Annotated in this window: 20 protein-coding genes, 1 tRNA gene and 1 pseudogene; 10 read left to right on the forward strand and 12 right to left on the reverse strand. The window is 59.2% G+C overall.

The genetic code is table 11. From position 1 onward, the window contains the following. Window positions 1-75 precede the first annotated feature (75 nt). Window positions 76-1,308, reverse strand: coding sequence for a class I SAM-dependent RNA methyltransferase (locus tag AC1ENN_RS10675; protein ID WP_480391154.1), 1,233 nt, complete (start codon window positions 1,306-1,308; stop codon window positions 76-78). A 20-nt stretch (window positions 1,309-1,328) separates the two neighbouring features. Here AC1ENN_RS10675 and AC1ENN_RS10680 point away from each other — a divergent pair, with 20 nt between their 5' ends. Both AC1ENN_RS10680 and AC1ENN_RS10685 read left to right on the forward strand, forming a co-directional pair. After that, window positions 1,329-1,973 carry a Maf family protein gene (locus tag AC1ENN_RS10680; RefSeq protein ID WP_480406048.1) on the forward strand — a complete coding sequence of 215 codons (645 nt, stop codon included), beginning with the start codon at window positions 1,329-1,331 and terminating at the stop codon, window positions 1,971-1,973. Between the two features lie 78 nt (window positions 1,974-2,051). Then, window positions 2,052-3,806, forward strand: a complete 1,755-nt coding sequence (locus AC1ENN_RS10685) for an acetyl/propionyl/methylcrotonyl-CoA carboxylase subunit alpha (protein ID WP_480406049.1) — start codon at window positions 2,052-2,054, stop codon at window positions 3,804-3,806. A 10-nt stretch (window positions 3,807-3,816) separates the two neighbouring features. Here AC1ENN_RS10685 and AC1ENN_RS10690 read toward each other — a convergent pair. The 4 genes from AC1ENN_RS10690 to galU form a co-directional block, all read right to left on the reverse strand. Further along, window positions 3,817-3,892: transfer RNA gene (locus AC1ENN_RS10690), tRNA-Ala, on the reverse strand. Window positions 3,893-3,951: 59 nt separating this feature from the next. After that, complete coding sequence (locus AC1ENN_RS10695) at window positions 3,952-4,890, reverse strand: hypothetical protein (RefSeq protein ID WP_480406050.1); 939 nt, start codon at window positions 4,888-4,890, stop codon at window positions 3,952-3,954. A 136-nt stretch (window positions 4,891-5,026) separates the two neighbouring features. Next, window positions 5,027-5,686: a GNAT family N-acetyltransferase gene (locus tag AC1ENN_RS10700; RefSeq protein ID WP_480406051.1), complete on the reverse strand. Its 660-nt coding sequence runs from the start codon at window positions 5,684-5,686 to the stop codon at window positions 5,027-5,029. Between the two features lie 3 nt (window positions 5,687-5,689). After that, a complete protein-coding gene (galU, locus tag AC1ENN_RS10705) occupies window positions 5,690-6,580 on the reverse strand; it encodes a UTP--glucose-1-phosphate uridylyltransferase GalU (protein WP_449647256.1) in 891 nt (296 codons plus the stop codon). Between the two features lie 38 nt (window positions 6,581-6,618). On the opposite strand from galU, the gene AC1ENN_RS10710 reads away from it, so the two are divergent. Both AC1ENN_RS10710 and AC1ENN_RS10715 read left to right on the forward strand, forming a co-directional pair. Then, complete coding sequence (locus tag AC1ENN_RS10710; protein ID WP_449647257.1) at window positions 6,619-7,209, forward strand: 5-formyltetrahydrofolate cyclo-ligase; 591 nt, start codon at window positions 6,619-6,621, stop codon at window positions 7,207-7,209. Window positions 7,210-7,216: 7 nt separating this feature from the next. Beyond that, window positions 7,217-7,357: pseudogene (locus AC1ENN_RS10715) on the forward strand (FmdB family zinc ribbon protein); the annotation flags it as partial. A 14-nt stretch (window positions 7,358-7,371) separates the two neighbouring features. Here AC1ENN_RS10715 and AC1ENN_RS10720 read toward each other — a convergent pair. After that, on the reverse strand, window positions 7,372-7,521 hold the full coding sequence (locus tag AC1ENN_RS10720) for a hypothetical protein (protein WP_480406968.1): 150 nt from the start codon (window positions 7,519-7,521) through the stop codon (window positions 7,372-7,374). A 108-nt stretch (window positions 7,522-7,629) separates the two neighbouring features. Between AC1ENN_RS10720 and mscL the strand changes: the two genes are divergently transcribed. Next, window positions 7,630-8,043 (forward strand): large conductance mechanosensitive channel protein MscL, encoded by a 414-nt coding sequence (gene mscL / locus AC1ENN_RS10725; RefSeq protein WP_449647258.1) that lies wholly within the window; start codon window positions 7,630-7,632, stop codon window positions 8,041-8,043. 45 nt (window positions 8,044-8,088) lie between these two features. Here the strand turns inward: mscL and AC1ENN_RS10730 are convergent, their stop codons facing one another. Next, the gene (locus AC1ENN_RS10730; RefSeq protein ID WP_480406052.1) at window positions 8,089-8,328 is read right to left on the reverse strand and encodes a hypothetical protein; all 240 of its coding nucleotides are present in this window, start codon (window positions 8,326-8,328) and stop codon (window positions 8,089-8,091) included. 3 nt (window positions 8,329-8,331) lie between these two features. Beyond that, window positions 8,332-12,129: a DEAD/DEAH box helicase gene (locus tag AC1ENN_RS10735; protein WP_480406053.1), complete on the reverse strand. Its 3,798-nt coding sequence runs from the start codon at window positions 12,127-12,129 to the stop codon at window positions 8,332-8,334. Between the two features lie 115 nt (window positions 12,130-12,244). Here AC1ENN_RS10735 and AC1ENN_RS10740 point away from each other — a divergent pair, with 115 nt between their 5' ends. Further along, the gene (locus AC1ENN_RS10740; protein WP_480406054.1) at window positions 12,245-13,543 is read left to right on the forward strand and encodes a hypothetical protein; all 1,299 of its coding nucleotides are present in this window, start codon (window positions 12,245-12,247) and stop codon (window positions 13,541-13,543) included. 83 nt (window positions 13,544-13,626) lie between these two features. Here AC1ENN_RS10740 and AC1ENN_RS10745 read toward each other — a convergent pair whose 3' ends face one another. Next, window positions 13,627-13,908, reverse strand: coding sequence for an iron-sulfur cluster assembly accessory protein (locus AC1ENN_RS10745; protein WP_449647262.1), 282 nt, complete (start codon window positions 13,906-13,908; stop codon window positions 13,627-13,629). A 189-nt stretch (window positions 13,909-14,097) separates the two neighbouring features. Here AC1ENN_RS10745 and nhaA point away from each other — a divergent pair, with 189 nt between their 5' ends. After that, window positions 14,098-15,432 carry a Na+/H+ antiporter NhaA gene (gene nhaA, locus AC1ENN_RS10750; protein WP_480406055.1) on the forward strand — a complete coding sequence of 445 codons (1,335 nt, stop codon included), beginning with the start codon at window positions 14,098-14,100 and terminating at the stop codon, window positions 15,430-15,432. Window positions 15,433-15,468: 36 nt separating this feature from the next. Further along, a complete protein-coding gene (gene pdxH, locus AC1ENN_RS10755) occupies window positions 15,469-16,110 on the forward strand; it encodes a pyridoxamine 5'-phosphate oxidase (protein ID WP_480406056.1) in 642 nt (213 codons plus the stop codon). 156 nt (window positions 16,111-16,266) lie between these two features. Here pdxH and AC1ENN_RS10760 read toward each other — a convergent pair whose 3' ends face one another. Continuing rightward, window positions 16,267-17,484 (reverse strand): ammonium transporter, encoded by a 1,218-nt coding sequence (locus AC1ENN_RS10760; protein WP_449647265.1) that lies wholly within the window; start codon window positions 17,482-17,484, stop codon window positions 16,267-16,269. 307 nt (window positions 17,485-17,791) lie between these two features. Here AC1ENN_RS10760 and AC1ENN_RS10765 point away from each other — a divergent pair, with 307 nt between their 5' ends. Next, window positions 17,792-18,088, forward strand: a complete 297-nt coding sequence (locus tag AC1ENN_RS10765; protein WP_480391158.1) for a hypothetical protein — start codon at window positions 17,792-17,794, stop codon at window positions 18,086-18,088. Between the two features lie 59 nt (window positions 18,089-18,147). Here the strand turns inward: AC1ENN_RS10765 and AC1ENN_RS10770 are convergent, their stop codons facing one another. Together AC1ENN_RS10770 and AC1ENN_RS10775 are read right to left on the reverse strand one after the other, a co-directional pair. Then, a complete protein-coding gene (locus AC1ENN_RS10770) occupies window positions 18,148-20,610 on the reverse strand; it encodes a glycoside hydrolase family 66 protein (protein WP_480406057.1) in 2,463 nt (820 codons plus the stop codon). Between the two features lie 314 nt (window positions 20,611-20,924). Then, window positions 20,925-22,067 carry an ROK family transcriptional regulator gene (locus AC1ENN_RS10775; protein ID WP_480406058.1) on the reverse strand — a complete coding sequence of 381 codons (1,143 nt, stop codon included), beginning with the start codon at window positions 22,065-22,067 and terminating at the stop codon, window positions 20,925-20,927. 191 nt (window positions 22,068-22,258) lie between these two features. Here AC1ENN_RS10775 and AC1ENN_RS10780 point away from each other — a divergent pair, with 191 nt between their 5' ends. Next, window positions 22,259-23,536, forward strand: coding sequence for an extracellular solute-binding protein (locus tag AC1ENN_RS10780; protein ID WP_480391161.1), 1,278 nt, complete (start codon window positions 22,259-22,261; stop codon window positions 23,534-23,536). Window positions 23,537-23,539: the final 3 nt, after the last annotated feature.

Raw genomic sequence — 23,539 nt, forward strand, 5'->3', positions numbered from 1 at the left:
GCGTCCTCCTGAGTTTCTGTCCCCCATAGTAGTCGGGTTACGACGAAATCATGCGTGAACGACGCCAACACGCGTTCAGTCGCGGGTAAACGTTCCGACGGCTTCAACGTGGTGCGTATGGGGGAAGAGATCGAACGCCCGCACGGTGCTGAGGCTATAGCCCTGCTCGGCAAAGAATGCAACATCCCGAGCGAACGCAACGGGGTCACACGCCACGTAGACCACTTGAGCGGGCTTGGCTGCTCCAACTAACTCAACCACTTCGCATCCGGCGCCAGAGCGCGGGGGGTCAAGAATAATCGTGGCTCGCTCGAGCCGCGATTGCTCACTACTGGTCGCGTTCCTGACCAGTTGACGAAGCCAACGATCGACGCGTCCCGTCTCTGCGTGAGCGCCCAACCATTCCGAGAGATTCTTTGCGGCGTGATCGGTAGCAGTGGACTCGGCCTCAACCGTGGTGATCTTGGTCGCGGAACCAAACTTGTCTCCGACCGCAGCGGCGAACAAACCAACGCCACCATAGAGATCCAAGTTGGATGCCGCTGGGTCAAACAGTTCTGGGTCAATGGCGTCTTGCACGGCAGCGGACAACACTTGGGCTGCACCATGGTGCACTTGCCAGAAACCCGAGTCGAGCAGCGTGAATTCGCGCTCTCCCACGATTTCGGTAATGACTTGTGGCTTTTGCTTGCCCATGATGAGGCGCACTCCACCGCTACTCGGGTTGAGCACATCAACGCGATCGAAGCCCGAAAAGTTTTGGCTGAGCGGGGCCCCTGCGGAGAGTTCGGGGGTTGCTAGCGGAAGGTCGGCAACGGAAACGACGCGATGAGAGCGCGCCGCGAACGGGCCAACATTGCCGTGTTCGTCAACGTGAAGGCTCACGCGGGTGCGCCATCCGAGCCCGTTGCGTTCGTCGTCGCCTGACACTGCTTCGACGATGGGCGCCAGCGTGAGCTTGGCCATCCGTTCGAGTGATTCGCCAAGAATTTGAGCCTTGAGGGCGCGCTGGTGGCTGAGCTCTATATGCCCAAATTCGGCGCCACCGGCGCGGTTGTCTGGATCGCGGTCAACACTGGCCGCCGACCACACGTGTTCTCTGCGGTGTTCACTCGCGGTGACAACCTTCACCGTTTCGGCGCGCCAAAACGACTTCTTCTTGTCGTCGGTCACACGCACAAGTACGCGTTCACCGGGGATCGCGTCGGAAACAAAAACGACACGACCATCGTGACGCGCAACACCGACACCCCCGTGCGCAATGTTGGTAACGTCTACTTCGATCATTCGGCCAAGCCATTCACCCATCCCTTGAGCATAGGAGCCTTGTGCGCCTTTATCTTGCGTCTACCTCTCCAGCACGGCTCGCAACGCTGCGCGCCGCCGGTGTTGACCCGGTACTTTTGGCTTCCGGAGTAGATGAAGAAGCTGTTGCGGCTGCGGCGCCTGGCCCCCTCGATGGCCCCGCCCTTGTTCACTTGTTGGCGAGAGCGAAGGCTGAGGCAGTCACCGATTCGCGTATCAATGGTGAACCGATTGATGGCTTCATTCTTGGTGGAGATTCTGCTTTTGAATTAGACGGCGAACTATTTGGAAAGCCGCACGAGCCGGAAATCGCTAAGCAACGTTGGCTCGCTCAACGCGGAAAGACCGGAACCTTGCACTCGGGGCATTGGCTCATTGATCACCGCGGTGGCGAAATTCGCGGCGCAACCGGTGCTGTCTCGAGCGCGCGCGTCACCTTTGCTTCCAATATCAGCGACGCTGAAATTGATGCCTACGTCGCTACAGGCGAACCGTTGAAGGTCGCTGGAGCATTCACAATCGATAGCCTGGGCGCAGCATTTATCACCAGCATTGAGGGCGATCCTCATGCGGTTGTTGGGCTCTCGGTTTCTCTTCTCCGTCAACTCTTGCGCGAATTTGATGCGCAATGGACCGATCTCTGGAACATGGAGCGCCCCGGTCTGTAGGCATCCACAGTGCTTGCGTCCTATTTTTGTGTGCAATACCTCAAGGCTTCGGCCGTAACCCCCTTAAGCTAGGTAACTATGGCTCGAATTACGAAGGTACTCATCGCCAACCGCGGGGAGATCGCCGTTCGCGTTATCCGCGCAGCTAAAGACAGCGGCATCGCTTCGGTTGCGGTCTATGCAGACCAAGATCGGGATGCTCGGCACGTCAAGCTCGCTGATGAGGCGTATGCACTCGATGGCGCGACGAGCGCGGAGACGTATCTCGTAATTGACAAGATTTTGTCGATCGCCCGCCGCTCGGGTGCTGATGCGATTCACCCCGGTTATGGCTTTTTGGCTGAGAACGCCGAATTCGCTCGCGCCGTGATCGATGCCGGCATTATGTGGATCGGTCCATCACCCGAAGCCATCGAGAAGCTTGGTGACAAAGTTTCTGCTCGCCACATCGCTGAGAAGGTCGGAGCTCCACTGGCTCCCGGAACGCTCAACCCGGTTTCTGGTGCAGCCGAAGTGCTGGATTTTGTTGATCTTCACGGTCTTCCCGTTGCGATCAAGGCTGCTTTCGGGGGCGGTGGTCGTGGCCTCAAGGTTGCGCGCACTCGAGAGGAAATCCCCGAGCTTTTCGATTCCGCCACCCGCGAGGCTGTTGCCGCGTTTGGTCGCGGTGAGTGCTTCGTTGAGAAGTATCTCGACCAGCCCCGCCACGTTGAAACGCAGTGCTTGGCGGACGCTCACGGCAACGTCGTCGTGATTTCCACCCGTGACTGCTCGTTGCAGCGCCGTCACCAGAAGCTCGTAGAAGAGGCCCCGGCGCCATTCTTGAGTGACGAGCAAAACAAGGCTCTCTATGAGTCCTCTAAGGCCATTCTGCGCGAAGTCGGCTACCTCGGTGCCGGCACGTGTGAATTCTTGGTCGCCAAGGACGGCACCATCTCGTTCCTTGAGGTCAACACCCGTCTTCAGGTCGAGCACCCCGTTTCTGAAGAAGTCACGGGCATCGACCTCGTGCGTGAACAGTTCCGCATCGCTGAGGGCGGCGTACTCGACTACGACGACCCCGTCCCTCGCGGCCACTCTTTCGAGTTCCGCATCAACGGTGAGGATGCCGGACTCAACTTCATGCCCTCACCCGGCCCCGTGCACGTTCTCCGAGTCCCTGGCGGCCCCGGCATCCGTGTCGATAGCGGTGTCACGACCGGCGATGAGATCAGTGGTGCATTTGACTCGTTGCTCGCCAAGCTCATCGTCACCGGTTCCAGCCGCGAGGATGCCCTCGAGCGCTCACGTCGAGCCCTTGACGAATTTGAGATTACAGGGCTTCCCACGGTGCTGCCGTTCCACCGCAAGATCGTTCGCGATCCGGCGTTTACCAGCAACCCATTCACGATTTACACCCGGTGGATCGAGACCGAATTCGACAACGACATCGAACCGTGGACTGGCTCACTCGGTGAACCAACTGTTGCTGCAGCACGCCACAACGTTGTCGTTGAAGTTGCCGGCAAGCGCATTGAAGTGAATTTGCCCTCGAAACTAGTTCCCAGCACCACGACGGGTGCCACGCTCTCCGCCGCACCCAAACGTCGCGCTGCCTCTGCCGTGAACACCATCACCGGTGACTCGGTGAAGGCTCCGATGCAGGCAACCATCGTGAAGGTTGCGGTTGCTGAAGGAGACAAGGTCGTCAAGGGCGACCTGATCTTGGTGCTTGAAGCGATGAAGATGGAACAGCCGCTTGTCGCACACAAGGATGGCGTCGTTACTTCTGTCAACGCGAGCGTTGGCCTGACGGTATCGTCTGGCCACTTGCTGCTGAACATTGCTGACTAAGCAAAACGAGTGGTGGACCCTAGGAGATTTGAACTCCTGACCTCCTCGATGCGAACGAGGCGCGCTACCAACTGCGCCAAGGGCCCGTACTGCTGAAGCAACAATATCACTCAGCGTCAGGCGCGAGAGACGGAAGTGAGTTGCGCTAGCTAGCTCGACGGCGACGCGCGAGTGCGGCGTCCAGATCGGGCGCGCTCCCATCAATGTCGACGATTCCCATGCCCGCGAAACGGCTCGGGGCCGGCGCTGCAGCAATATCGGTTGGCTTCTCAGCTAGCCGCTTGGCATCCCTCGCGAGCTCTGTCTCTCGAGTCGCTGCCGCCATCGCAGCAGAATTAGCCCGCAATGCATGTTCGGCCGACTCTGCGGCCTTGCGCAACTCAGTATCAATATCAGCAGCGTGACGTGCCGCAGCCAACGCTGCTGCTGGGGCATTGCTTCGCGTCAAGTACATCGGCTTGGGAACCGGAACCGGAGTCCAGCTAACTTTTGATGCTGGCTGTTCAATGGGGGCATCCGACGAGAGCACGATACGACGCCGCGGAGCCGCAGCGCGGGCAGCCGGAGCCGCATTTTCGCGGCGAGCGCGTGAGCGTTCTGCGAGTCGCGAAAGCATCGCGCTTGCGCTGATACCTGAGACAGTCGCGGTAGCGAGCACCAGCCACGCACCAGAGACGATCGCACCGCCAGCCGTCACAATCATCATGAGCTGCACAGCCGCCACAACAATGCTTGCGAGAAGCACGAGTGCGGTAAATGCGCGAGTACGACGAAGTCGTCTCGTCGACAGGGCGAGTGCTTCTTCTCGAGTCGGTGGCTTTACTGCGCGACCCACAGCTACCGGACCTTGGAGCGCACGAACCCTAGAGAGTTCAGCAGCACGACGGGCGACAGCCTCGGCACGCACCTCTTCTGGCACCTCAGCGGTCTGAGCAAGCACGCGAATCGTCTGCTGAAGGCGAACCGCATTGCGCTCGGTCGCGAGGTACTCACGGTTCTTAAACCAATTGGGAATCAAGTACACCAGCCAGAGCCCTGCTGCGAGCGCGATCATCACGCCGCCGCCGATGCTGGTGAATTCCATGGCTATACGCTACGAGCATCCGAGCAAGACTCGCTGTCGGCACGCGGCAGTGAAATCAAAAGATGCTGAGAATCACCCTCGCTGGGCGCGGAGTTCCGTAGCAGGCACGCTCGGCGAGACCACAAAATCGCTGCCGTTAGAGGCGCGGGGGCAACAGCGGGTTGGCAGCGCGCGTGCGATCCGCGGTGGGAATATGCGCATCCTGTTCAGGAGCATCGCCTGCCCGCCAGCGACGCAAGACTCCCTGCGGCACCTCTTCGACAGTGAGCGCGAAACAGAAGTGATCGCGCCAATCTCCATCGATATGGATGAAGCGTCGCCGCAGTCCTTCGTAGCGAAAACCGAGCTTCTCCACGACACGTAAACTCGGCGCATTTTCGGGCCGAATGCAGATCTCCATGCGGTGCAGGCCAAGTTGGAAGAAACAGTAGTCAGTAGCCAATGCCACCGCGGTCGGCGTGAGCCCTTTGCCCGCAAAGCGCTCAGAAACCCAATAGCCGATCGTTGCCGACGCGAGAGAACCATAAGTGATCGATGACACGTTCAGTTGACCGGCAACCTCACCTGCTTGCTCAATCACAAATGGCAAGCCTGCGCCAGAACGAGACTGCTGAAGCAGACCCCGGATGCTCGACTTCACGTCAAAGCTGACCGGCCCAACGGGACTGGTCGCCTCCCACTGGCGAAGCCACCCCCGGTTATCGCGGAGCTCTCTCTCCAACGCGCGTGCATCTCGAACCCTGATAGGCCGAATGCTGATCTCTCCGTCGCTGAGCGTCGGAATGCCAAACGCCATGAACTAGTCCAGGGTCGCGCTGAACTGTTTGAGCCACGGGCGCAGATCAGGGCCTAGGTCTTCGCGCTCAACAGCGAGTTGCACAATTGCCTTGATGTAGTCGAGGCGGTCACCGGTGTCGTAACGACGTCCGCGGAACACGACACCATAGACGCCTCCGGCAATGTCGCTTTCGGCCATCTCTTGCAGAGCATCCGTCAACTGAATTTCCCCGCCCTTGCCGGGGTCAGTGCGCTCAAGGATGTCAAAGATTTCGGGGCGAAGAACGTAACGACCAATGATGGCGAGGTTCGAGAGAGCGGAACCCTGGACTGGCTTTTCTACGAGGCCTGTAATGCGCACAACGTCGTCGTCGTCTGTCGGCTCGACCGTGGCGATGCCGTACATGTGGCTCTGTGCCGGGTCGACTTCCATGAGGGCGATTACTGTCGCGTTGCGACCGTCTTGCTCTTCCAGCATTCGGGAGAGAAGAACGTCGCGCTCATCAATGAGGTCGTCACCGAGGAGCACAGCGAATGGCTCGTTCCCGACATGCATTTTTGCCCGAAGGATGGCGTGGCCAAGACCGCGCGGATCACCCTGACGCACATAGTGCATGTCAGCGAGGTCATTTGAGAACTCAACTTTGGAAAGACGATCGGTGTCGCCCTTCTGCTCAAGAGTTGCCTCAAGCTCCGTCATCCGGTCGAAGTGATTCTCCAGGGCATTCTTGTTTCGCCCCGTGATCATCAGTACGTCAGTCAGGCCAGCTGCGACAGCTTCCTCGACGACATATTGGATAGCCGGCTTATCAACAACCGGCAGCATCTCCTTCGGCATAGCCTTAGTCGCCGGAAGAAATCGTGTGCCCAGACCTGCAGCAGGAATAACCGCTTTAGTAATCTTCTTAGCCATAGGTACAGCGTACTGGGACAGTCTCGTAGAATGGTTGCATGACCGACGACGTCAGTCACGATAAACGTGCACTTAGGGCCGAATTACGCGAACGCCGCCGCATCTGTACCGCCAAAGAGCGGGAAGAATCTGAAGCGGGTGTGACCGCGAACCTTATCGAACTCGCAACACGTCTCGGCTCAACCTCGGTCGCCGCCTACCTGTCTACGACAGACGAACCCCAAACTCGCGGATTTCTCCGTTGGGCCTGCGAACACGACATTCGCGTTCTGCTCCCCATTTCCCGCGCTGACGGCCTCCTCGATTGGGCGCCCTATGACGGTGAAGAAGAAGACGAAGACCTCATCGGCATGCCAGCGCCCACCAGCGAAGTACTGGGCCCGATTGCTATCAACGATGTCGACCTCATCATCGTGCCCGCTGCATCCGTGGATCGCACTGGGATGCGCATGGGCTGGGGCCGCGGCTACTTCGATAAAACTCTCGGCTCCATGGAGACCAAACCTCCCATCTATGCCGTGATCTTCGAGAGCGAATATGTCGACGCCGTCCCCACGGAACTTCACGACCAACCAGTCAATGGCATAGTTACTCCCTCGGGAATTGTGACCATTACCGATCACAACTAAGGATCTAGTGCCTACCTATTCATACCGCTGTACCGAGTGCGACAACGCTTTCGATATTCAGCAGTCGTTCACTGACGAGTCCCTCACGGTGTGCCCCACCTGCCAAGGCAAGCTGCGCAAAGTATTCTCCGCAATCGGCGTGACATTTAACGGCTCAGGCTTTTACCGCAACGATTCGCGAGCCACGAAGAGTTCAAGCGACTCCAGCTCGAGCTCATCTGGCTCGGCTGGCTCGGCTGGCTCGGTTGGCTCGTCGACGAGTTCGTCATCCGAGTCCAAGAAATCGGGCTCTGCGGCCGCAGGAACATCCACCTCGAGTTCTTCGACGTCAGGTTCGTCGAACTCCTCTTCCTCGTCATCTTCTTCTGCTCAGGCCTCCACAGCGTCATAGTTGACGTATCCCCACGAGAAGGAGCAACAATGTTAAGCGGATTCAAAACATTCATTTTGCGTGGCAATGTCATCGATCTCGCAGTCGCGGTGGTCATTGGCGCCGCGTTCACCGCAGTCGTCAACACCATCGTCGAGGCCGTCTTTAACCCGCTGATCGGCGCACTCTTCAATGCTGCGACACTCTCCACGGCACTCCCCGTTGCGATTCCGACCGCTGGCGGCGAAGGTGCCGTCATCTACTTCGGTGCGGTAATCGCAGCGCTCATCCAGTTCTTGCTCGTGGCGGTCGTCGTGTACTTCGCGATTGTTGCCCCCATGAACTACGCCAACAAGCTGGCTGCCGCTCGCAAGCCGGTGGTCATCGAACCAGAAGCTGGCCCCACCGAGGCAGAGCTACTTCTTCAGATTCGCGACCTTCTTGCGAAGCAGAACAACAGCTAACACCCCCCTCGAGTAGCCCGCGAGTTTTCGACGGGCGGCAAGGCACTACCCCCAATGCGGAGGTTTGTCGCCCTTGAGCCGCTCGTCGTTTTCGTGAGCCAGATGACGCTCGGGTTCTGACGTCGGATGCGGATCGGAGCCCTCCGGCGGAGTGGTCATCACACGGCGACGTTTCTTCGGAATCCGCCCTTGCGCAGGCGCAGGATCACCTGTGAGCTCAACATCAGACTCGACGTCGGGGTCGTCGTGCTGCTCGCTCCGACGTGAGCTATCAGTACCACCCACGAGCTACTGCTGGGGACGTATCGTGGGGATGATCGTGATGGGCTCAGTTGTGGGAGCAGGCTCAGCCCCGAGCATCCGGGCCACCTTGTCTGCTACCTGATCGGGGTCACTGAAGAGCTCGAAGGCGTGTACTCGCAAGTAGTGCCAGCCGAGGCGGCGCAAGAGTTCAGGGCGCAACCGCAGTGACTCTCGCAGGCTCGACTCATGCACCATGGCATCGGTCTCGATGGTTCCGCAGCGGCCGCCGCGAGAGGCAACAAGTCCGAGCTTGGCGCGGTGGCCGAGTGCAACACGGAGACCGCGCGCCTCAAGCCGGCGAGCGAGATCAACGAGCATCGGATCGCTGTCGTCTGGAACCGGAACTTCGGCGTAGCGGGCATCCACTTCGTCGAGCACTTCGGCCAGAGCGACGGCACCATGTTTCATGCGACCATCATCGAGATCTTCCGAACGGAACGACGTCACGATTTCGAGCGAGCGACGAGCACGAGTCATGGCGACTGCAAGCAAGCGCTCTCCCCCGGGCTCGCCGAGCGAACCGAAATCAGAGAGAACGCGACCGTGTGGCGTGCGGCCGTATCCGATAGAGAAAATAACCCGGTCGCGGCTTTGGGCCACAGCCTGGTCGATTGTGGTGACAGTAAACGGTTCTGCTCGATCGCCGATGATGACGTCGAGCAGTTCTGGCCGACGCCGGCTCACAGCATCCAACACTGACTGCATGACCCGCACTGAGTGCAACGGGCTTGCTGTGATGACCATGAGCGACTCTTGTGGCCGCTTCGTGGCGTGGTCAAGGACGAGTTCGACTACGCGCGAAACTTCGGCGTCAGGGCTTTCGACTGCACCAGAATCGGGGTCGGGCATACCGACACCATCCTTGACGTAGCTGACAGCAAGACTGCCGTGCCCCAAGAAGCTTCCGGCCCACGGCAACGACTCAATCTGGCCGCCGTAGAAACGACGGTTGACGAGCTCGGCGAGTTCTTCACCGCCAGGACGGTAGCTGCGAGTCAAGGTGAGAGTCGGCAACAGTACGCTCAAGCGAGCGAAAGCCGAGTCTTCAACCAAGGCTTCTCGCACCTCATCATCAACGGGTGGCGGTGCGTCAGCGGTGACATCGCGAACGGCGATCTCAAACGGTGTCGGCGACTGGATGACAGGGTCGCCAACAACGACAACCTGCTTCGAGCGGCGGATTGCGCCTGCCGCTTCGGCAACCGTCATCGCGCCGGCGTCAACCAGAAAAACGGTGTCGAAGGGCATCGTGTCGACGACGGAGTCGATCTCGTATGGCGACGCAAGCCAGACGGGGGCAATGGTGCGTGAAAGGTGCGGTGCCGACGTTTGAACGTCGAACGAGGTGAGCCGCTCTTTGGAAAGAGCGCGCTTGAGAGCACTTGCTTCGTCTGGCCAGTCGACGAGCCCAATTTTCCAGTTTTCGGCAATTTGCCAAGAGAGTTGCTTGGCGTTTGCGGAGGCGTGCGCTTCATCGACGAGGCGGAAGTCAGCTTCGAGACGGTCAACAACCGACGTGTTGGCATTGAGCAGCGCACGGTCGGCTTCGAGCATGGAGTCGAGTGCAGATTTCCACCACGACAGTTCAAGTTCAGCCGCTACTTGGTCCTCGGGAACGTGGCGCTTGGCCAGGTCATCGATGAGGGGGTTGAGCTTCAGCTCGCGAAGGCTTCCCATGAGCACAGTGCGCTCTTGCAGATTGTTGAGCACATCAGACTCAGCGGCGAGCGACGCAACCTTGTCGATGAGGAAGGGAATGGGCAAGCTCGCCAGATTCACGTGAGAGTCGGCGATTCCGAGCGGGATGTCGAGGGTCGCCAGATCTTCTGACACCTGCTGGTATGAGCGCTGAACTTCGCCAATGCCCACCGGAACGGCGGGGCTTGCGCCTTCCGCGACAAAACGATGCCACAGCACACGCTGCTTTTGGATGCGAATGAGCGCGGCATGCATGTCATTCACACGAACGCCCGGGCGAACATATTCGAGGGCGAGCTTCTTGAGGCGGCGACGGTTGGCACTCGTCATGTCGGGGAAATCGCGGCGCGGTGCTGTTGCGGCGATAAGTTCGGTGATCGCGCGATCAAATACTGTCGGCACAAAACGGTCGAGGGTTTCCCTCAGATCGACGAGAAGACGCAAGTAGACGCCCAACTCTTCGATGCTCTGGAACGGTCGCATACGTGTATTCGACACAAGTCGGTTCGCGACCCCGAGCAGTTCTGACAACTGAGAATTAACGCGCTTGGCAACCTCGTGGGCCTTAAGCGCTTCCCCGCCATTGGCGAACTGTGCGCCGTACCACGGTGAATCGCCTGGCCCATATTTGAACTCACCGAGCTTGGCTGCGGCAATGATTACGCCGGTGGCCGAACTGCGATCCTTCGCGAGCTTCTCGACGGCTTCTCGCGAGAGTCGAGCGGTCGTCGATGGCGGGTTGGGCAGCAGCGCGAGGCGGCTCAGCTCTGCGACACAATCGAGAACGGAGACACCGAGTACGTCATCGGCGATCGACATTGACCCGCGGTAGTCGAGCATGATCTTGCGAAGACGCAGCAGCGCATCATCCACATCTTCAATTTGTGGTCGTGACGCCTTTTCACTGCGTGAGATAGAGCGGATGATGTCGCGGCGCAGCGTACGCGGGGAGACAGCGAGTCCCGGCAAGCCAATGTCACCGAAACGGTCAGCTATGGAGTGCAGCGAAGCGCGCCGCGGCGTGACGACGAGCACGCGCTTATTTTGGGCAACAAGTGCGCCAACAGCGTTGACAATCGTTTGGGTTCCCCCTGTGCCGGGAAGCGTGCGAACGACAACAGAGTTGCCAGCTTCGATCTGAGCAATCACGTTCTCTTGTTCAGCATCGGCGTCGAGCAGCAAGTTATCGGTCTGCGGCGAGCGCTCATCTGCCGACAGAGCAGGAACCGGAGCGTAACCCTCCTTGATGGTCCACGCAGCCGCGGTGTTTCCTGCAAGGGCATCGAGAATCGGATGCTGCAGCTCGGCGGCATCGTCAGCAAGGCCCGGCGCAACATCCGCAAAGGACGACACAACGAGGCGAGGACTCACCCCGAAGTTTGGCAAGTGCGAAGTGAGGCCGCGCAGTCGATCGATCACCGGGTTCGGCTTGAACGTACCATCAGCATCCGTCAGAGCAACAAAAGATTCAGCATCCAGACGCAAGTGGAACTGGTCATCAAGGGCGCGCGCAAGTTCCGGATTGAGATAGGCGGCACCACGCAGCTTCAACTCAAAGTCACGACCGTGACGACGAATAGCGAGCGGTCGAAGCAACACAGGCGCGCAATACTCAACGTCGTCGTGGTTCCAGCGAGCAATTCCAATTCCCAAATGAACGGAGTCGATTCCGCGGGCCGTAGCCAGCTCAAGACCCTTCGCAGCCACCGCGCCAGCGGCGACCTTGGCGGAGCGCAACGCAACATCATCACGAATAAGGCTCGACAGCAGAGTGCGCTTGCCGGTAATGAACTGGGCGAGCCCACCCGGGTGAGTCGTAGACAACTCAACTCGAGTGCGAGGGGAATCCACAAAATGCAGGAGCGGTGACTGACCGCCTAACTCTGACAATTGCGAACGCCAGTGCGTCCACGTGGGCTCTGCAACGTTTCCGGCCATGATGTTCGGCTCACCAAAACTCAGCGTATGAGGCGCTGTTACCTGAATGTGGGGATGTGAGTGCTCATTTTGCGCGTCGTCAACGGACTCGTCAACCGAATCTGGGTCGACCGAGAAATCATCTGAAACTTTATCTGCACGCCACACACCGCCACCTTAAGCGTCTAACTGCAATAAATGGTGCAACAACCACGAGTTTCGTCAGACTCACTGCCCGCCCGTGCCCCCAGTTCTCGCGGCACACAGCCGTAGAATACGAGCCATGGTGCCCGTAGCCCTCCCCCTGGTGGCCCTCACCGCTGCCTCCGAACTTGCGCGCGGAACCACGATCGCCGTCGTCGCACTGCTCGTTCTTGTGCTGGGGTTGGGAATTGGCGCATTCATTGTCTTGTTCCGCCGCGGCGGCGATCGCGGCATCCGCGGTTCGACTTCACAATCGGAGTTGGATGCCCGCGCTGCCGCACTTCTCGTCACGTTGGATGACCGGGTTCGTGACGCCGAAAACGAAGTCGGTTTTGCCATTGCCCAGTTTGGTGTCGCCGATACCCATGAGTTCGGCGCTGCCCTCGCGGAAGCGCGGCTCACTCTGACTGAAGCTTTTCGGCTTGGACAACAACGAGACACCGCAGCGAAGGACGCCGAACAGCTGCGCCGCCGAAACACGCTGCAGATGATCGCGCTGTGCGATCGCGCCCTCACAAGTCTCGACCGCTTCGAGAACGCGTTCGCGCAACGGCGACGCACCGAAGTGGATGCGGGACACACCGCCCAAGAGCTAAGTGCGCAATTGAGGGCACTCCGCGATCGCCTCTCCCACGATCAGCAGAAACTCACTGAGGCCGCTGAGCACTACGTGGCGGCAGTACTTGCCGCACCACAGGAGCAGCTCGCTCGCGCTGACGCACTACTGACTCACGCCGAGCGCGAGTTGGAGGGGGTGTCAGCAGAGATCAGCCCGACCGGCGTAAATGCCGTCGCGGACCTGCTGCAGGCAGTAGCGGCCGGCCTGCACCGTGCCGGCCAACACCTGACGGCATCCGAATTCTCACTGAGAGAACTCGGCACTGCGGATGCTGCGGTCAAACAACTGCGAGAAACGAACTCTAATGACCTAAGCGAGGCGCGAGCGGCACGAGAACTCGCCCCGGATCCAGACACGGGTGCCATCATTCTTGCGGCGATTGCCACCGTGGAGCGCTCGTTAGCAGTAACGGCGGACGAGCACGGTGTCGCGTGCGATCCATTCCGCCAACTTGCGGTGTTGAGTGATGATGCGGAGCAGTTAGATGCTGCACTGGCGACAGCGCGCAATCAGCAACAAAGGCTTGATCACGCGCGCGCCGCATATCAAGGGACGCTCGTCGCGGCGAAGAGCCAGATCAGCGTCGTACGAGACCTAATCGGCCGGGGTGGAGCAAGCGCGAGTGCACGCACCCGACTAGCGGAGGCAGAGCGCCAGCTGATGATCGCTGAAGCCGAGACAGATCCTGTGGAGGCCCTAGATGCCATCCGTAGATCGGTAACTCATGCTCGAGATGCTGACGCTCTCGCCCGCTACTAGAGACAGGGATTAGTCGACCGTGCGCCGACAAACCCTGAACTAGCTACCAGCTGCTAGCTAGTAGCTACACGTGGTGAGCGTGACTACGCGTTGTCGACGATGGCGAAACTTACCGCGCCATTCTCGCCAACCTCAGCATCAAGTGTCTTGTCACTGAGAGCGATAGCCGCGTTTTCTTCCAGGAAAACCTTCGCGCCTTCGGCCTCTACGACCGCATCGCCAGCCTCAGGGGCAGCAACTACAGCAACGGTGAGGTTGGGGGCACCAGGCTCCCCATTGATACGGAGACCAGAGGCCTCAGTGTTGGGATCTTGTTCAACAATCGTCTTGACGACCGTGGTGGCTGTTTCGGTGAGGGTGAGCATATGTTCGTCCTTCCAGGTTCAGCGAATTGAACAATCCACGATCCTCTAGTCAGCAGCACACATCAACCGTGAGCGCCGATTCTGAGGCAACTCCCATACCCCGTGGATGGCGCAGTCAGGTGCGCCTCGATTCGACAGTCGCCCGTGTATCGCGTGCGACGCTGGCTGTTGCACCCGGTAGAATTACTAGTGGAGTGCCGGGAAGTCTGGTCGGCGATTGTGTCGGCGACCCCGCTGACGAACCTCAACGTCTGGAATTTTGTGACCGCATCCACGAAGAAGCCGAGCCCCCGCACGCGAGTACGTCGGTGGGTGACTATGGAGACCACCAGTGGAATTCTGCTGATGGTTGCCGCCGCGATCGCCCTCATCTGGGCGAACTCCCCCTGGCGCGAAGGCTACGCAGCACTCGCAGAGACCGTTGTCGGCCCCGCTGCGCTACACCTCGACCTCTCTCTTGCTACCTGGGCCGCTGACGGCCTACTCGCCATCTTCTTCTTCGTAGTGGGCGTTGAACTCAAGCAAGAACTTATTGCTGGCAGCCTGCGCAAACCTCGCGAAGCTGCCGTTCCCGTGTTCGCCGCAATCGGCGGGATGCTCTTCCCCGCGTTACTCTTCACGCTCGTCGTTCTCACCATGGGTGACTCATCCGCACTCGGCGGCTGGGCGATTCCGACAGCGACAGACATCGCATTTGCGCTCGCCGTTCTGGCAATCTTTGGTCGCGGGCTCCCCCGCGCGCTCCGCACCTTCCTGCTCACAATGGCCGTTGTCGATGACCTCCTCGCGATCATCATCATCGCCCTGTTCTACACCGAGAGCATCGACCTGCTGTCGCTCATGTTCTCCCTCATCGCGATCGTGCTATTCGGACTCGTAGTTCGCTCACGCAAGCCGCGCTGGTGGCTGCTGATTCCTCTCGCGCTCGTGGCGTGGGCCTTCATGCACGACTCTGGCGTGCACGCGACAATTGCCGGCGTTGTGCTCGGTTTCACCGTTCCTGCCAAACTCGTACACGGTGAGAAGGAAACGCGAACACACGCCTTCGACGACGCGGTTCGCCCCACCTCATCCGGAATCGCGCTCCCTGTCTTCGCCTTCTTTGCCGCCGGTGTTTCTTTGGGCGGCGACGAAAGCGTCACAGACGTGCTCGTGCAGCCCGTTGTCGCAGCGATTATTATCGGCCTGGTTGTCGGGAAGATTATTGGAGTGCTGGGAACAACAGCCCTCATCACCAAGGTCACCAAGTTCCGGTTGGCCGACTCGATCGGACTTCGTGACCTGCTGCCGATTGGCTTCCTGACCGGTATCGGCTTCACCGTGTCCTTGCTAATCTCCGAGCTCTCGTTCCCCGACAGCGAGCACACCACCGGCGCCAAACTCGCGATCCTCATCGGCACAGGCATTGCCGCGATCCTTGCCGCCATCAGCCTGCGCTGGGACTCCCGCCTCGCCCGCAAACGCGACATGAACGAAGACGGCATCCCCGACAAGAACAAAAAACTCATCGAGGATGCAGACTAGCGAGAAAGCTACACCGCACCGTCGAGAGGAATCACCGTGTCAGACCCACTGAGCCAACACACCGACTACGGCCAGTTGCCACTCAACGACACCGACGTGCTCGACAACCCCCTCGACCAGTTCCGGTTGTGGCTGGCGAACGCGAGTGAATCGAACGTCTACGAGCCAAACGCAATGGTGCTTTCAACTGTGGATGCCGACGGCTCCCCCAGCGCCCGCACCGTACTGCTGCGCGCCATCGACGATGCCGGGTTTGAGTTCTTCACGAACTACAGCTCCATCAAGGGCCGCGCGCTGCTGGCAAACGCTGCCGCAGCTCTTGTCTTCCCGTGGTATTCGATCCACCGGCAAGTGCTCGTGCAAGGAACTGCTCGGCCCATTGCCGCAGCGCTATCAGACGACTACTTCGCCACGCGACCGCGAGGCAGTCAAATCGCGGCGCACGCCAGCGAACAATCGCAACCCATCGCATCCCGAGCGCTGCTTGAACAGCGCGTCACCGAGCTTGAGGCCGAGTTTGACGGCAGCGAGGTGCCACGCCCGGATGACTGGGGCGGCTTTGTTGTAGAACCTCACACGATCGAGTTCTGGCAGGGCCGCAGTTCGCGGTTGCACGATCGCGTTCGATTCGTGCGTGCAGAGTCTGGCGAATGGGAGCGGATGCGGCTCCAGCCGTAGCGTCGCCAGAACCGCAACGCTATAGGCACCGTGCGAAACCCTGCGACAGTTGCGGCTCGTGCCGTGCGGCAGGCATCCGCTCATCGTCCCGTTTGTTAACGCCAAAAGAGGGACACAACTGCGATAACAGTCGTGCCCCTCCCGAGGTTGTGGGCTTTACTCAGCCGGTACGGATCCCCGTGCCGACATTGCGTAGCCCGACTCGCCGTGGACTGCGAGGTCGATGCCGGCGATTTCTTCTTCAGAAGTAACGCGGAATCCAATGGTCTTCTGAATGGCGGTTCCGATCAACCAGGACATTCCGAAGGAGAAGATTGCTACGGCGAGCACGCTGATCGTCTGAACGACAAGCTGTCCGGCATCTCCACCGACGAAGAGTCCAGTGTCGGTTGCGAAGAAGCCGAGGTAGACGGTTCCGATGACTCCAGCAACAAGGTGGAGTCCAACAACGTCGAGCGAGTCGTCGAAGCCCAAGTTGTACTTGAGTTCAATAGCGAGAGCACACACGGCACCGGCGACAGCACCAAGAACCAGCGCCCAACCCGGTGTCAGGTTTGCACAGGCCGGGGTGATGGCAACGAGTCCAGCAACAGCACCCGAAACGGCGCCCACTGCTGTGGCCTTACCGGTGCGGAGCTTCTCGACAACGATCCAACCGAGAATTGCAGCGGCAGGTGCTGCAAGAGTGTTGAAGACGATCAGTCCCGCTTCGTCAGGCGTACCGGCGGCCCCAGCGTTGAATCCGAACCAGCCGAACCAGAGCAGTGCTGCACCGATAAGAACCAGAGGAACGTTGTGAGGCTGGGTGATGTTCTTGTTGAAACCAACGCGCTTGCCGAGAACCAGGGCGAGACCAAGAGCGGCAGCACCAGCGTTGATGTGGACCGCAGTACCACCCGCGAAGTCGATCACTGCTGGCAGACCACCGAGCGTGTCTCCGAGGTTCTGGATCCAGCCACCGCCCCATACCCACGCGGCGACGGGGAAGTAGACGAGCGTTGCCCACACACCGGTGTAGATCATCCACGGTCCGAAGCGTGCACGGTCGGCGATGGCACCCGAGATCAGTGCGGTGGTGATGATGGCGAAGGTTCCACCGAATGCAACAAACAGGAGGTCAGCGCCAGCGACACCCTCTTGCCCAAAGTTGCTGAAGGGGTTGCCCGAGAATGACCAGATCGAACCATCGATCGAGCTCATGTTCGCGCCGATGAGGATCCAGAGAACGGCCACGAGGCCGAGAGCTCCGAAGCTCATCATCATCATGCTGACTACTGACTTCTCTTTTACGAGTCCACCGTAAAAGAATGCCAAACCGGGGGTCATGAGCAGTACTAATGCAGTGCTAATGAGTACCCATACGACTGTATCCATCTCAACCTCTTTCGCTTTGTGCGCCCTGTGCACACGTAATGCTGTGGCGGATGTCGATGGGTGTCGGGTCATTCCACGCCCACCGTCCCGCACGACAAAGCATTCCGTCTTAGCGTTTCGTCTGGCCCACAGTTATGTTTCGCGCACGTAAAACGTGTGGTGCGGGTGTTACAGAAACGTTTCGCGCACCCTGAGGTGTTCGGTGAATCCGGTGTCAGATTTGGCTCTGGTGCGCTTCGGTGTTGAGAATTTCGCCGTTCGCGGACCAACTTTCCCAGCCCCTACCGAGAGAACGTAGAGTTGGCGCATGCCCGAAACTACGCCCACGAATGCGCCCGAGCCAGCGACGCCACCAAAGCAGCCTTCGGCGGTCAAGACTCGCATCCGCCAGCTAACGACACCGTGGTGGCGGCTGGTCTGGCTCATCGGCGGTCTTATCTGGGCTGTGGTCTTCAACGTGATCTATGTCACCACCGGCGCAACGCAGGAATGGTTGGGTGTCGCCTCAGTCATCCCCATCGCGGCACTGCTCGTTGATGTCTTACGCATTGAACGGCTCGAGCGTGCTGCCGAGCAGAAACGTAAAGCGAAGCTCAGGCCCTAGGGAACTACGAACGCACTGGCGGCAGGGGATGGTTCTCCGCCCCCTGCCGCCATATTCTCTTACTGCGGCTCTGTCCATTTCTGGCTCGAGCCCGAGAAGCAGTCCCACAGATGCAACTTCGTACCGTTGGCGGTTGCAGCACCTATCAGGTCGAGGCATTTCCCCGAAGCGGGGTTTCGAAACTGCGCCTGGGTCGTGTGTTCCCAGACTTGCGATTGAACAGCCTCGCAATCCCAGAGATGGGCCAGCGTGCCGTTAGTCCCTCCCCCTGCCACAAGGTCGAGGCACTTACCTAAGGCGCTGAGCTTGTTGTTCTGAAAGCTCCACTGTTGTGCAGCAACAGACGCACAATTCCACACCTGTACTGAAGTTCCGTTGGCGCTACTGCCTCCGGCCACATCCATGCACTGGCCATCTTTCCCGACGATGTTGCCGTTACCTCGTGTGGAGCTCCCCATGTACACGAAGTCCCAGTTTTTCAGCTGGGGGACCGTGAAGCTCACGTACGCACCCCCAGAATCGCTTCCGCTCGTGAACGCAAGCGAGGTTGAACGACCGCCATCCCGGTCCGGGCTCGCGAGGTTGATGCTCGGCGGTACCGGTTTGTCGCCCAAATAGTACTTGACGGGGAGATTTGAGAGTGTCGGGGCTCTTGCGGCTGGCTCTCTCCAGTTCGAATCGTTGCCCTTCAGGTTTATGAGATGGATGACGTCGACCCCATTGTTGCGCATCACGTTTGTCCAGATTGTGTTGGCGCCGCCGTCGTTGCTGGTGGCCTGCCCCGTGACGACTACCTGATTATCGATCTTTTTCAACGTAGGTCCGTAAAAGAGGTTCTCGTATCCTGTGATTACGTCGTAGTAGGACTTCATCCATGATTGGAGCCCGAGATCCATCTGCTTCGAATGGTCTAGGAAATATGGCGCAACCAACATTTGGTTTCCCTGACCCATCTCAATATGGCTCGCGCCATTGGCCGTCAACGCCGCGTCGGTTAGTTGAACCGACGGAGTATTGAAGGTTCCGAGAGTCATACTGTCGAGGTTGACAAAGCCAGTATCGGACGATTCGACGGAGATTTTAATTGTGTGAGAGCCGACGCTCAAGTACGCCGGGATCCCTGCCTCGCTACTCCAAGAATCCCAGGATGGCGTGCTCGGTAGTTTCAACTTGCCGATATTCACTCCATCAACGGTCACGGTTCTCGTAGCTGTCGACGCGGTTGCACCCGCCCACGTGGGAACGATTCCGTAGCGGCGTGACTCCGGTGCGGTGACGGTGAAGGTGACCGAGTCCCCTATCTCTCCGAAACCCTCTATAAACCCCGTGCCGCTATAACCGGTGTGATTGTTGTTGGCCGTCACCCCTACCTTCGTGGTCGCCGACTCCGCTTCACTTTTGGCTCCAGTGTTGCTCCCATAGTTAACGTAGGCGGCGACGACAGCACCTTTGCCTCCGGATGCTGCGCGCTGGCCGTCGAGATATGTCTGAACAGACGAATACGTCTCATGATCACCCCAAAGTTCCGTATACAGGTAGTCGCTAGCCGAACCAGCCAAGGCATCTGAGCCAAAGCCATCCACTGCATTGAACCCCACCGCTTTGTTGGTCTCAGATTTCGTTGCGGCGACGAGGTCCGAGAATCCTTGCGGCAAGTCGACCGCATTGCCACTCGCATCGTTCATTCCGCCGTCGGACGCGCCTCCCCAGTTCCCGAGTTGATCGATGTGAGTTCCATCAAATCCGAAAGTGTTGATCTGGTCGGCGTACTGACCGGTGATGTGATCTTTCCAACCAGCATTCGCGGGGTTCATGATCCACAAGGTTGTGTCAGGTCGGTTGGGAAGCATCTGGAATTTCCAGTCAGTGCCGTCAGAACGATATTTGAGCCTCCAGTCGCTGCTCACACCATTCTCGGCAAAACCTTCCAGCGCGGCGTAGCTCATCGAGTAAGGCAAAGCCGCGATATTCGCTGAATGGCTTGCGTTGATCAATCCCGACACCGTGGATGGTGCGATGACATCGCCGTTCCATGCCGTCCATGTCGATACGACGTTGCCCGAACTGTCCCGCTCGATCGGCGCTTCGTGCCGCCACATCCAGTCGTAAAACTGCAGTGAGTTCACGTGGTACTTCCGAGCCAGTTCGTTGACGGCGGCTTGCTGTTGAGCCGGTGTGAGCGAACTTGCGTAGCTTTCTAGGTACCCGGTCCTCGGGAAGCGGGTCCAGTCGCTGGATACGTCAATCGCCGTTTCCAACGCGGTGGTTCCTGCATCAATGTGAACCATGTAACCGGTGAAGTCCTGCGTTGGAGGGGTCACCGCCCAGTTCACCGACCCGGAGCCTGAAGTCTGAACGGTGGAGGACTGAACCACTATTCCAAGATGGACGAGCGAGAACGTAACGGGGCCACTTCCCGAGACCTCAGCAGTGATGACGGCCTGTTCTCCCGGCGCGTATCGAGCTTTGTCCGTCCACGCATCGGTAACAGTCGCGGCGGAAGCACTAGTGAGGGGTAACACGATTGAGGCGCTGGCGAGCGCGGCACAAAGTGCAGCGGCGGCGGCGAATCTGAACCGCTTCCGCTGTCGTAGACTCAACATCGATTGGTTCCTTTCGACGGACGACGATCGGAATGACCGACGTCTCGGGGCTGCCCGACTGTGTGTCGGGCCCGGCGCCACGCTCATTCCACTGGCCGTGTCGCCGGGATCAACCGCAAATTTCAGCGGCTAAACTCTCGTATTCGCACCGTCGCACACGGCTGGCCTCTTCGTGCGCTGCGGATGACGCAACGATGGTTGGTCATGAGATCCTTCCCGTGCGGCTGGCTTGACTACTTGTCGAGGACGTATTTCTGGATCGCGAGTACGGCAGCACCGCGACACCATTCAGTGTTGTCGCCGGAAGTGGCGACGAGGTCGATCGCGGATGCGCGCGCATTGCGGTGGCCATTGATGCCTTCCTGGATCGCCGCCGACGCAACGTCTACAAGGCGAACACCCTCGCCACCAAGGATGATCCGCTGCGGCATCGTGAGGTTCGCGATCGCAGCCAACAGTGTTCCTAGCCCGGCTCCGGCCTCGTCGATTATTCGCCGTGCGGCCGGCTCTCCGGCCTCCGCGAGGTCCAGTGCTTGGTCGTACGTCACTTCCCGGCCTATTACGGCGGAAACATTGCGAACGATAGCGCCCTGTTCAAGCACACTCTTCGCACAACCGCGGTGCCCGGCAGGACAGACTGGACCAAACGGGTCCAGCGGCCAGTGGCCTACCAATCCGATTCCAGAATCGACACTAGTAACGATTTCGTTGTGGATAACGACCCCGTATCCGATGCCGGCGCCCAGGGTGAGCACGGCGAAGTTCTGCAGTCCTTTGCCTGCACCAAACCAGCGCTCGTACTCGGTGAAGGCTACGAGGTCGTTGTCAATGACCGTGGGAAAGCCGGTTGCGTCCTCGACGAGGGCCCGGATGGAGACGTCGGTCCATTCCAAGAATGGGGCACTCTCGACGATTCCGTCGGCGCCTACCAAGCCGCCCAAGCCGATGCCAATAGCGGTCACCGATGGCACGCGGGCGGCAAGGGTCTGGACCAGATCAGCAATTACCGCGATCACCGCAGAGGGATTGCGCGACGTGAGCTTCGCTGAGCGTTGGTGAAGCACGCTCGCCCTGAGGTCTGTCACCACTGCGAGGACCTCTGTCGAAGTGATTTTCATCCCAATGAAATTTCGCGACCGAGCAACGACGTCAAGCAGGGTCGAGGGTCGGCCTGCGCGTCCGTCAGCGCGTTCTCCGACCTCGACTAGGAGCCCACCGTCGATTAGCGGCGTGCTCAGGCGGGTTAGCGAACCCGGGGACATGTCGAGTCGGCGAGCAATATCGCTGCGAGAAATCGGGCCGTTAATGAGCACTTGAAGAGCGACAGATAATGACGCTCCGCCGTCTCTGGTCCACGATTGATCCTCAATAGTCACGAAGACCCTCTCTTTATCGGCGGACCGTCTCACCATAGCGCCTATTCCTTTTGCAAGGGAAGTAAGTAGGGCTCAAAACTTGTTAAATGACAACAATTGACACGGCATTACTTTTGCCGTAGAACTAATTCGCAAGCACATACCCGGCTCTGCCCTGAGTCAGAATGTAAACATCAATGAGGAGAACTGCAATGAAGCGTTCCAAAGTCATCGCGGTGACAGCTGTCGCCGCGACCATCGCCCTCGTAATGGCGGGTTGCTCGTCAGCGCCCGAGTCCGAAGGCACTGCCGACGAGCCCGTGACCATTACTTTCTGGGGCGCGTACGGCAACGGCGGCAACTCTGCACAAGCAGACGTGCTCAACGACACGCTGATCCCGTCGTTTGAAGAAGCGAACCCGGGCATTACGGTCGAATACGTCGACGTACCGTATGACGACCTACTCAAGAAGCTCACCACGAGCGCGGCAGGCGATGAATTGCCCGACCTCGTGCGTGCCGATCTGGGATGGGTTCCCAAGTTCGCCGACCTCGGTGTGCTCGTACCCCTCTCGGACGAAATGGACAACTTCCAGGAACTCGCTGACGCAACATTCCCCGGCGTCCTTTCAACCAACCTCTACGACGGCAAGTACTACGGGCTCCCGCTAGATACCAACACCCGCGTGCTCATCACTAGCCAAGAAGCTCTCGACGCACAGGGACTCGACGCTCCACCCGCAACCTTCGACGAGTTCGTCGCAGCAGCAGATGCACTTACTGATTCGGGTGTCCAAGTGTTCGCCGATGGTGGCTTGGGTGCATGGAACATCTCGCCATGGATCTGGTCGGGCGGCGGCGCTGTCACCGACGACAAGGTCACGACGTCGACTGGCTACCTCGACAACGACAAGTCAGTGGCAGCAGTGCAGATGCTCGTGGATCTTTACAAAGACGGCCAAATCTCTAACGGCATCATCGGCAACGCCGGCGCAACGTCGACATCAGAAGGCCTTCCCGGAGGAAACTACGCAAACATCCTCGACGGACCGTGGATGAACGGTATCTGGAGCGAGCAGTTCCCCGACTTCACCCCCATTTATGCGCCAATGCCCGCCGGAGACGGTGGGTCGGTCAGCGTCGTTGGCGGCGAGGACATCGTTCTCACCTCGACGTCCGAGCATAAAAAAGCAGCCATGAAGTTCATCGAATTCACTCAGTCAGAAGAATTCCAGATGGCGCTTGTTCCGACAGGACAGCTGACGGTCATCAAGGCTCTGGGTGACAAGCAGGTCGAGTTACTGCCGTACCTTGCTCTGTTCACGGACCAGCTCGCAACCGCCAAAGCGCGAGTGGCAATCCCCCAGGGGTCTGAGGTTGACACCATCCTCAACCAAGCACTCGTTCCCGCCTTTGAAGGATCTGTAACGGTGAAGGACGCGCTAACTGGCGCCGCCGCGGAGATCGACGCAATTTTGGCAGGAAATTAGCTT

The organism is Rhodoglobus sp. G.S.23 (genome assembly GCF_056675935.1).

Excerpts from the sequence above, each read along its gene's own strand:
- AC1ENN_RS10745 (WP_449647262.1), bottom strand. The coding sequence starts at position 13,908 with ATGCTCACCCTCACCGAAACAGCCACCACGGTCGTCAAGACGATTGTT.
- AC1ENN_RS10780 (WP_480391161.1), top strand. The coding sequence starts at position 22,259 with ATGAAGCGTTCCAAAGTCATCGCGGTGACAGCTGTCGCCGCGACCATC.
- AC1ENN_RS10695 (WP_480406050.1), bottom strand. The coding sequence starts at position 4,890 with ATGGAATTCACCAGCATCGGCGGCGGCGTGATGATCGCGCTCGCAGCA.
- AC1ENN_RS10760 (WP_449647265.1), bottom strand. The coding sequence starts at position 17,484 with ATGGATACAGTCGTATGGGTACTCATTAGCACTGCATTAGTACTGCTC.
- AC1ENN_RS10685 (WP_480406049.1), top strand. The coding sequence starts at position 2,052 with ATGGCTCGAATTACGAAGGTACTCATCGCCAACCGCGGGGAGATCGCC.
- galU (WP_449647256.1), bottom strand. The coding sequence starts at position 6,580 with ATGGCTAAGAAGATTACTAAAGCGGTTATTCCTGCTGCAGGTCTGGGC.
- AC1ENN_RS10675 (WP_480391154.1), bottom strand. The coding sequence starts at position 1,308 with ATGGGTGAATGGCTTGGCCGAATGATCGAAGTAGACGTTACCAACATT.
- AC1ENN_RS10765 (WP_480391158.1), top strand. The coding sequence starts at position 17,792 with ATGCCCGAAACTACGCCCACGAATGCGCCCGAGCCAGCGACGCCACCA.
- AC1ENN_RS10700 (WP_480406051.1), bottom strand. The coding sequence starts at position 5,686 with ATGGCGTTTGGCATTCCGACGCTCAGCGACGGAGAGATCAGCATTCGG.
- AC1ENN_RS10710 (WP_449647257.1), top strand. The coding sequence starts at position 6,619 with ATGACCGACGACGTCAGTCACGATAAACGTGCACTTAGGGCCGAATTA.
- AC1ENN_RS10740 (WP_480406054.1), top strand. The coding sequence starts at position 12,245 with ATGGTGCCCGTAGCCCTCCCCCTGGTGGCCCTCACCGCTGCCTCCGAA.
- mscL (WP_449647258.1), top strand. The coding sequence starts at position 7,630 with ATGTTAAGCGGATTCAAAACATTCATTTTGCGTGGCAATGTCATCGAT.